This window comes from Schlesneria sp., from assembly GCF_036405755.1.
GTDB lineage: Bacteria > Planctomycetota > Planctomycetia > Planctomycetales > Planctomycetaceae > Schlesneria > Schlesneria sphaerica.
The window spans coordinates 1-7,457 of the sequence record NZ_DASWWZ010000492.1; the positions used below are offsets into that span (position 1 = coordinate 1).

The window sequence follows — 7,457 nt, forward strand, 5'->3', positions numbered from 1 at the left end:
AAGATCTGTCAGGAACTGCCGCGAAGTCCGGTCAGGGACCGAATGAATCACAGTTTCGTTTCGGTGGGAAGACGAGCAGCTGCATTCACGGTGCAGACTAATGTCTCGATGGCCCCGTTGACCAGCGGTATTCTGGGCAAGTTTCGGGACTCTTGCGGTCTTTTTGCTTTGGGGGGGATGTCTGCATCTGCGGACATGAGCGCATGGTTCTTGTTCCAGACACGTTCCAACCAGAGGCACGCTACAGGACTTGGGAGTTGAGCGAACGCAATCAGTAGACGATGGGCAGCAACGGCTGGTGTAACGGATTGTCCTGGCTTTGTGCTTAGCCGGTCGAAGTGTGAGAGGGTTTGTTGCTCGGACGAGGGTGGGACTGCAGAGTCGATTTTGGGGCCAGGGAGGTGCGGCTCAATTGGGATGATGGTGCGATGCGGGGTGAAAGGGAGCTGTCAACGCGCGCGTGGCGGGTGAAAATTCGTCGTTTCCGTCGGTTTTGCGGGAGGTGTGACGAGGGGATTCGAGAGGGTGATGGAAGGGGCTGAACAGGTCTGTTTTGCAGCGAAAAAAGGCATCCTTTGAAGGGGCCGGTCAGGGGCAGAGGAGGGAAATTTCAGCGAATTTCCGATCTCATTGGAGAACTCTGATGAAAATTGGGGAATTGTGCAAAAGACTTGAATTGACATAACTCTTAAGCTCGATATGATCCCAATGTCGATACGTGCTTTCCGAAAGGCACTGACTCAACGGCCTGTCCAATGAGTCACCTCGCTTCGCAAGATGTCCCCGTGTTCGTGACGGTTCCCAGGAATTCGAGTTGTGACGGTATCCGTTGCAGTTCGGTGTTCAAAGAAATGGGGGCTGTGGCATCTTGAGTTCTTCGTCCTCTAGCTCTTCAGTTCGGAACGCTTTCTGCTTGCATTCCGCTTTAGGCTTTCGACGATCACTCAACGTGTTTTCACGAGTTGGATTTGCCTGGCACCGGCTCGTTTTCGTCGAGAACACTTCTATCGAAGCGAATCCCAATCGCGCTCGCATGTGAGGTTCACGAAAACTTTTGCAGTCGAGAATGTCGGGCAGGTAAGGAATTTTTCGTATTCAGGTCAAAATTTACGGTCTTTCGCCACAGGCGGGGACAGTAACGATCGAGCGAAGCTGGGTTCGGTTTCTCGTGCGTATCGCAGGAATTGTCCTTCGGGTGTTGAGCTGCCTTTTGACAGTCCCTGATCAATCAGTTTTGGAAACGTTTTTTTCTTCGTTTGTTTCATCTTGGATCCCGTTTGACGGGGTCAGACAACTTGAACGGAACCCGCCTGGATGTGCTGGGGATTCCTATCTGGACCGATGTGTACTCCGCCGAATGGCAGCCGCCGTTCGACTGCGTTGAGGTATTCTTGCCCGCTCATGCTGAGCGTGTTTAGCCAATGGAAGTGTTTATGACAGCAGAGCAAAGTTCCGGATCTCCCAAGCGCGTCGTGCGTCGCCGTACGAAGAAGGTCGATGCGGCCGAATCCAACGAACTGCGTGAGAGTGGCGCGGAATCGCAGACGGCTAAGCCGCTGATCGAAGATGTGCTGGACGAGATCGCGGCAGTGCGAGCGGAAACAGAAGGCTATCCCACCGAAAAAGACATGGACTTCGAGGCGCTGGAAGCCGAACCTGCTCCACGCCGCACGCGAACCCGCCGCGCTGATTCGAGTGCGGCCACGACCGCAAGCACCGAGCGGCCCCGCCGTACCCGTACTCGCTCCACCGCAGCGAGTCGAAGTGCAGAAGCAACTCCCGAAGCGGCTGCTCCCGTTGAGTCGCCTGAAGCGACTCCTGCTGCAGCCCCCAGTCGTGCAGCCCGTCAATCAGAAGAATCCCGTTCGTCTGAATCGCGATCAACATCAACTCGCGAAGGCCGGGAACCGCGAGCGCCTCGCGAACCACGAGCACCGCGAGAAGTACCGGCTGAATCGACTTCACGTGCTGAATCAACTTCACGTACCGTTGAGCCCAGAAATACTGTCGAGTCCCGAAGCACCGCCGAGAGCTTCGGACCTGAGGATCACGTCGAGTCCTCTACGGGTGATTCGCTTGAATCGGCCGGCAGTGCCAATGGCGGCCAGTCAGGTGGAGACGGCTACTCAACCGGACCAGATGGCTTCCAGGAAGGTGGACAGAATCGTCGCCGTCGCCGTCGTCGGGGACGCGGACGTGGTCCTGGTGGACAGGCCGAAGGGGGCGGACAGCCAAGCCAGCCCCAGCAGCGTGGCCAACAGGGGCGATATAATCAGCAGGGTCAAGGTGGCTACAGCCAGCAGGGCCAGGGTGGTTACGGCCAGCAGTCTTCCGGTCGCGGTCAGCGACGTCCGTCACAGGACAACCGGCGCTCGCAGTACAGCGGCCCCGGGGGGAACCGCAACTATTCCGAGCCCCGCGGGAATCAGGATCGTAACGTCAGTCCAGACTCTGTGACGCTGGTCCAGGGGATTCTGGAACTGCATCCGAAGGGATACGGTTTTCTGCGTGATCCGAAAGCGGGCTATGTTTCGCAGGAAACCGATTCGTTCGTGTCCGGCTCACTGCTGGAAAAGTATGGCATTCGTGAAGGGGTGTTGATCACCGGAGAAAGCATTCCCGGTGGCCGCGGGCAGGGCCCCCGCCTTCGTTCGATTCAGTCGATTGAAGGTCGTCTTCCCGAGCAGTATGCCGAGATCAAGAACTTTGATTCGCTGACGCCGATCAACCCGAACGTGCAGATCAAGCTCGAAACGGGTGCTTCGCCGATCACGATGCGCGTCATGGATTTGCTCACGCCAATCGGCAAGGGGCAGCGGGCTCTGATCGTGGCACCGCCACGTTCAGGCAAGACGATGCTGCTTCAGGAAATCGCAGACTCGGTCAGCACGAACTATCCGGACATTTACCTGATTGTTCTGCTGATTGACGAACGTCCTGAAGAAGTGACGGAAATGCGTCGCCGGGTGAAGGGGGAAGTTGTTGCTTCCTCGCTGGATCGCGAAGTCGAAAACCACATTCGTGTCAGCCAGCTTGTTTTCGAGCGGGCAAAGCGAATGGCCGAGGCCGGCCGTGACGTCTTCGTGCTGCTCGACAGCATCACTCGAACGGCCCGCGCGTTCAACAAGTGGACGAACACGGGTCGCACGGGAACCGGTGGTCTGGACGTGAAGGCCATGGACATTCCGAAGAAGATGTTCGGTATGGCTCGTCAGTTTGATGAAGGGGGCTCCTTGACCGTGGTCGGGACCGCTCTGATTGAGACCGGCAGCCGTATGGACGAGGCGATCTTCCTTGAGTTCAAGGGGACCGGAAACATGGAAATGGTGCTGAGCCGGGAACTCGCCGAACGACGGATCTGGCCAGCCATCGATATTTCCAAATCGGGTACCCGACGCGAAGAAAAGATTCTGTCGCCCGAAGTGCTGGAAGGGGTCACCTTGCTGCGACGCAGCCTGGTTTCTCTGAGCCCGGTCGAAGCGATGGAACAGTTGACTCGGATCCTGCAGAAGTATCCGACCAACGCCGACTTCCTGGCGAAAGTCCGATCGATCCTTTAATGAATCGCTGCTTCTGTAAGAGGCATCGCAATTTGAAAACCGCCCCTGCGTCGATGACGTATCGGGCGGTTTTTTTGTTGCGCTCTCTCCCGTGCTGATGACGTGATTCCGTTGCGGGTTGTAAATTGTGCCGCATTGACGTGCTGTGCAGCAGTGGCTCCCCTCCGTGACGACAAAGCAGGTATGGTCAGCACCTTCCCGTCGCCCCGAAGGCACGCCAATCAGGCTGCTCCATGGCTCCGTTGGTGGTGATCGCGATGGAGGGGCAGAGGGAGTCGAAGGTCGTGGAAGTCGCCTGGTGCAGAGTGCTGAAGGGGGCTCGACTGGGTCAATCACTGGCACGTCACTCAGTGTGACGTCGAGTCAGGGCTACGAAGTCCCCGCTTGATAAATTCACAAGCCGGCCATTCCTCCACCCTGGGTGGAGGAATGGCCGGCTTGTGCTGTGTATCATCTGATGCCCAGGGTGTGCGTGTCAGTGATGAAGGCTGAGCCGTTGGTGCAGTTCTTCGTCGATCGCGGCTTCTTCTTTTTCGCGCAGGAAGCCGAGCAGGTTCTTTTCGATATTGGCCGAGATATCCCCTATCGGCAGGTGACTGAGATTGGCCTTGGCGAACGGATTTTGAAGTTCAATGCCAATCTGGTCGAGTGCCATCAGGGGATAAGCGACCATCATTGTGATCACGGGAACCAGCCATGCTCCGCTCATGCGGTGCAGGAGTGCAAACGGTAGCGTGAGCAGGAACAGGGCGAGGAACCGCCGGATCTTGATGGCATAGACCTTTGGCAACGGCGTCTTCAGGATTCGCTCGCAGGCACCAATATGATCAATCAGCGTGGCACGTTCGCGATCGATCTGCATGAATGCGAAACGGTCCATCTGGCCACTTTCATAGGCCTCCCGCAGCAGCGTCGCCATCTGCATGGCGACGTAGCTGGGGGGATGCACTGACGCACCAATCTGCTCTGCGGTGTTCTGGCCGACAAGTTCAGTGATCTCCGGCGACAGGGGTTCGCCCCGTAGCTGGCAGCGGGAAACATGCGGAAATACTGCGGCCCAACGCACGAATCGCGTCCTCCAAACGGTGTCTTCAGGGCCGTAGGAAAGGGCACTGATGACGACGTTTCGAGACTGGTTGACGATTCCACCCCACAGTTTTCGGGCTTCCCACCAGCGATCGTGTCCTGCGTTGGTACGGAGAATCAACAGCAGGCCCAGTGCCGCCCCGGCAATTTCAAAGGGGGCGATTTCCAGCCCGATTTCAACTTGATAGTAGCGTTCTTCCAGCCATGCCAGCAGGCAGACGACGGTCGCAAACAGACCGAATAACAGGACATTGGGCATCACCAGGGGGGTGACTGAGCCATGCCAGGTGAACGCTTCACGCCAGAATTTCCGAGAGTCACGGATTGTCATGCTTTCCCTCCACAGGGTGCAGTGTACATGTCAGATGGTGACCGTACGTCGCCGACTGAGGGCTTCACTGGGCTGGTGCTGCGACACGGGAACAAACTGCCCCTCGGCTGAGTCGTAAGCAAATACGTCGCCCGTTTCAATTTTATAAACCCAGCCATGCAGATGAAGATCTCCCTTGACCAGGCGCGAAGCTACGGCGGGCAGGGTTCGCAAATTCTCAAGTTGAACCAGTACATTTTCTTCGACCGTGGCGGTGACCAGTTTGTCACCTTCCAGATGGCCGTAATTGTCCTGGACGATGCGGCGTGTTGTCTCTGCGTGTGAGAGCCAGGACGAAACGGCGGGCAGAGTCGCCACGGCCTCAGGCTCCAGAAGCCCCTTCATCGCACCGCAGTGAGAATGGCCGCAGATGATGATGTCTTTGACACCGAGGGCTGCGACAGCAAACTCGATCGTCGCCGCTTCGCCCCCATTCGCCGCTCCGTGAGGAGGGACAATGTTTCCTGCATTTCGCAGAATGAACAGGTCGCCCGGCTGCGATTGCGTCAGGAGATTCGGGTCAATTCGGGAGTCCGAGCAGGTGATGAACAGTGTCTCTGGATTTTGTCCCTTGGACAACTTTTCGAACAGTCCCTGCAGGGGTCGAAAGTTTTCTTCCTGAAACTGATGGATGCCCTTGATCAGCTTTTGCATTATCGTGATGCCTCTCGTTACTTAGTTGGGGTTTGGACTTCGACATGGGACTGATCCGAACTGGCCGCCCATTCTTTACGGGTTTTGTCGATCGCTTCTCGTAGTTCGTCCGCTTCAACCGTTCCCTTCTCAAGGAACTGAGTCGCCTTCAGCAGCCAGCCTGCAATCGCGGGTTGGCGAAGGTGATAGAAGACGTGGCGTCCTTCACGCCGTTCGGACGCGAGCCGATTGGCTCGAAGTACCATGAGGTGTTGCGACACGCCGGAGTGACTGATTCCCAGTGCGAGCTGAAGTGAATTCACATCTTGCTCACCGTCTCGTAACTCTTCGATGATGCGAATACGGTGGGGGTGCGAGAGTGCGCCCAAAAGTTCTGCGAGTTGTTTGGCGACAAGAGTCTTGTGTGACATAAGCAAGTCCCTTTCGTCTTATGGATTCAAACATTTGAATCTAAGGATGTATTAATCTTACGTTTCCGTAAGTTTTGTGTCAAGCAGGGTTTTCCCATGACCACCCCCGATTTCGCCAGAAAACAACTTGTTGAGCACAGGTTCTAGCACTGGTTCTGTTGGTTTTGGAGGTTGTAAGGCATTGTATTTCAATCGTTTAAGTATTCGCAGGTTTCACGGATGTGAAGTTGTGTAACCCTTTAAGGCGGCAGAAAAGGTCCCCTAAGGGGAGGACCCTAACGCAGTTCAAGGAAGATTGGATGAAAATCTCGTAAGGTTTCCATCGGCAATGCTGACATTACCGGCTCACACAAACGCCCTACAAAGTGTCGCGAATTTCACCGGCAGAGCGGGAGAGTGACAACCTCGGGTGACAATCCCACGGGCGGTGCAGCGTCCGGAACGGAGTCTGTTGAACGCCGCGATCCAAGGCTCGCAAGCCCCGAACCCAGCGCCCCCCGCAGAGATCCTCCCGGTCAGATCGTGCTTGTGAAATCAGGAGATGCGTCTGCAGGGGGGAGAGAGGGAAGGGGAGACGGGTGACGAGTGGAGTTCATTCTCAGCGATGTTCAGCCAGCTGCCGTGTTTTTTTGGCTGTAGTGAAACTCGATCCGTCGGACGAGTTTTCGGGCACGGCCCGGTTCGAATGCCTCGTCAAACAGACCTTTAGTGAGCGTGTTTAGATGGTCGAAGGCCAGAATAATTTTTACTGACGTCGCTTATCGACCTTCGAGCGACTGAGCCATTTCTACAGCCCAGTCGATCTTTGTTTTGGTCTGTCTGACAGTAACTTCGCCACCCAGCCAGTGGTTCCGTGAATATGAAAATGTTCGCGGTGCCAGCCCGTTCATACAGTCAACCCGCTTGCACCTGGGTTCTCGTCCAGAACTCGATTGACCACATTCGGCAGAATAGGTTTTTAAAACGACTGCGAGTAACGAGAACAAGGAGCACTCGATTGATCGCATCATGCTCCCGTGCGTTGGCTAATTTCCGCGAAGTGATCTTGGTCGCGACAACCTGCTCGCCGTGGGTGGATTGAGCGAGGTAAGACGCCTGATGTTCAGTCACGTCTGCTGAAGGCCATGCGATACGCTGGTCACTTAACCTGTACCAGATGTGAGTCAGTGCGGATGTAGAGTCTGCCGTTACTGATGGCGGGGGTCGTCTGGGTAGGTTCACCGAGTGCGTTCTGAGCGAGTACCTCAAAACGGTCATTGTTTTGAATGACTGTGCAGTTCCCCGAATCTTCGAAGAAGTAGATTCGGTCAGCCACGGCGATCGGAGAACTGTAGACCGATCCAAACTTTCGAGCTGTTTTGAGAGTCTTGCCGGTAC

General features: G+C 55.9%; 4 protein-coding genes and 1 pseudogene. 1 reads left to right on the forward strand and 4 read right to left on the reverse strand.

Annotation, left to right across the window (positions count from 1 at the left end):
* The first annotated feature begins 1,433 nt into the window (after positions 1–1,433).
* Positions 1,434–3,560 carry a transcription termination factor Rho gene (rho, locus tag VGE80_RS16540; RefSeq protein WP_440593434.1) on the forward strand — a complete coding sequence of 709 codons (2,127 nt, stop codon included), beginning with the start codon at positions 1,434–1,436 and terminating at the stop codon, positions 3,558–3,560.
* 475 nt (positions 3,561–4,035) lie between these two features.
* On the opposite strand, the gene VGE80_RS16545 is transcribed toward rho, so the two are convergent.
* The 4 genes and pseudogenes from VGE80_RS16545 to VGE80_RS16560 all read right to left on the reverse strand — a co-directional run.
* Positions 4,036–4,977 carry a bestrophin family protein gene (locus VGE80_RS16545; RefSeq protein WP_397568990.1) on the reverse strand — a complete coding sequence of 314 codons (942 nt, stop codon included), beginning with the start codon at positions 4,975–4,977 and terminating at the stop codon, positions 4,036–4,038.
* 30 nt (positions 4,978–5,007) lie between these two features.
* Complete coding sequence (locus VGE80_RS16550; RefSeq protein WP_397568991.1) at positions 5,008–5,670, reverse strand: carbonic anhydrase; 663 nt, start codon at positions 5,668–5,670, stop codon at positions 5,008–5,010.
* Between the two features lie 17 nt (positions 5,671–5,687).
* The gene (locus VGE80_RS16555; protein ID WP_397568992.1) at positions 5,688–6,080 is read right to left on the reverse strand and encodes an ArsR/SmtB family transcription factor; all 393 of its coding nucleotides are present in this window, start codon (positions 6,078–6,080) and stop codon (positions 5,688–5,690) included.
* Between the two features lie 1,138 nt (positions 6,081–7,218).
* Positions 7,219–7,457 (reverse strand): annotated as a pseudogene (locus tag VGE80_RS16560) (hypothetical protein); the annotation flags it as partial.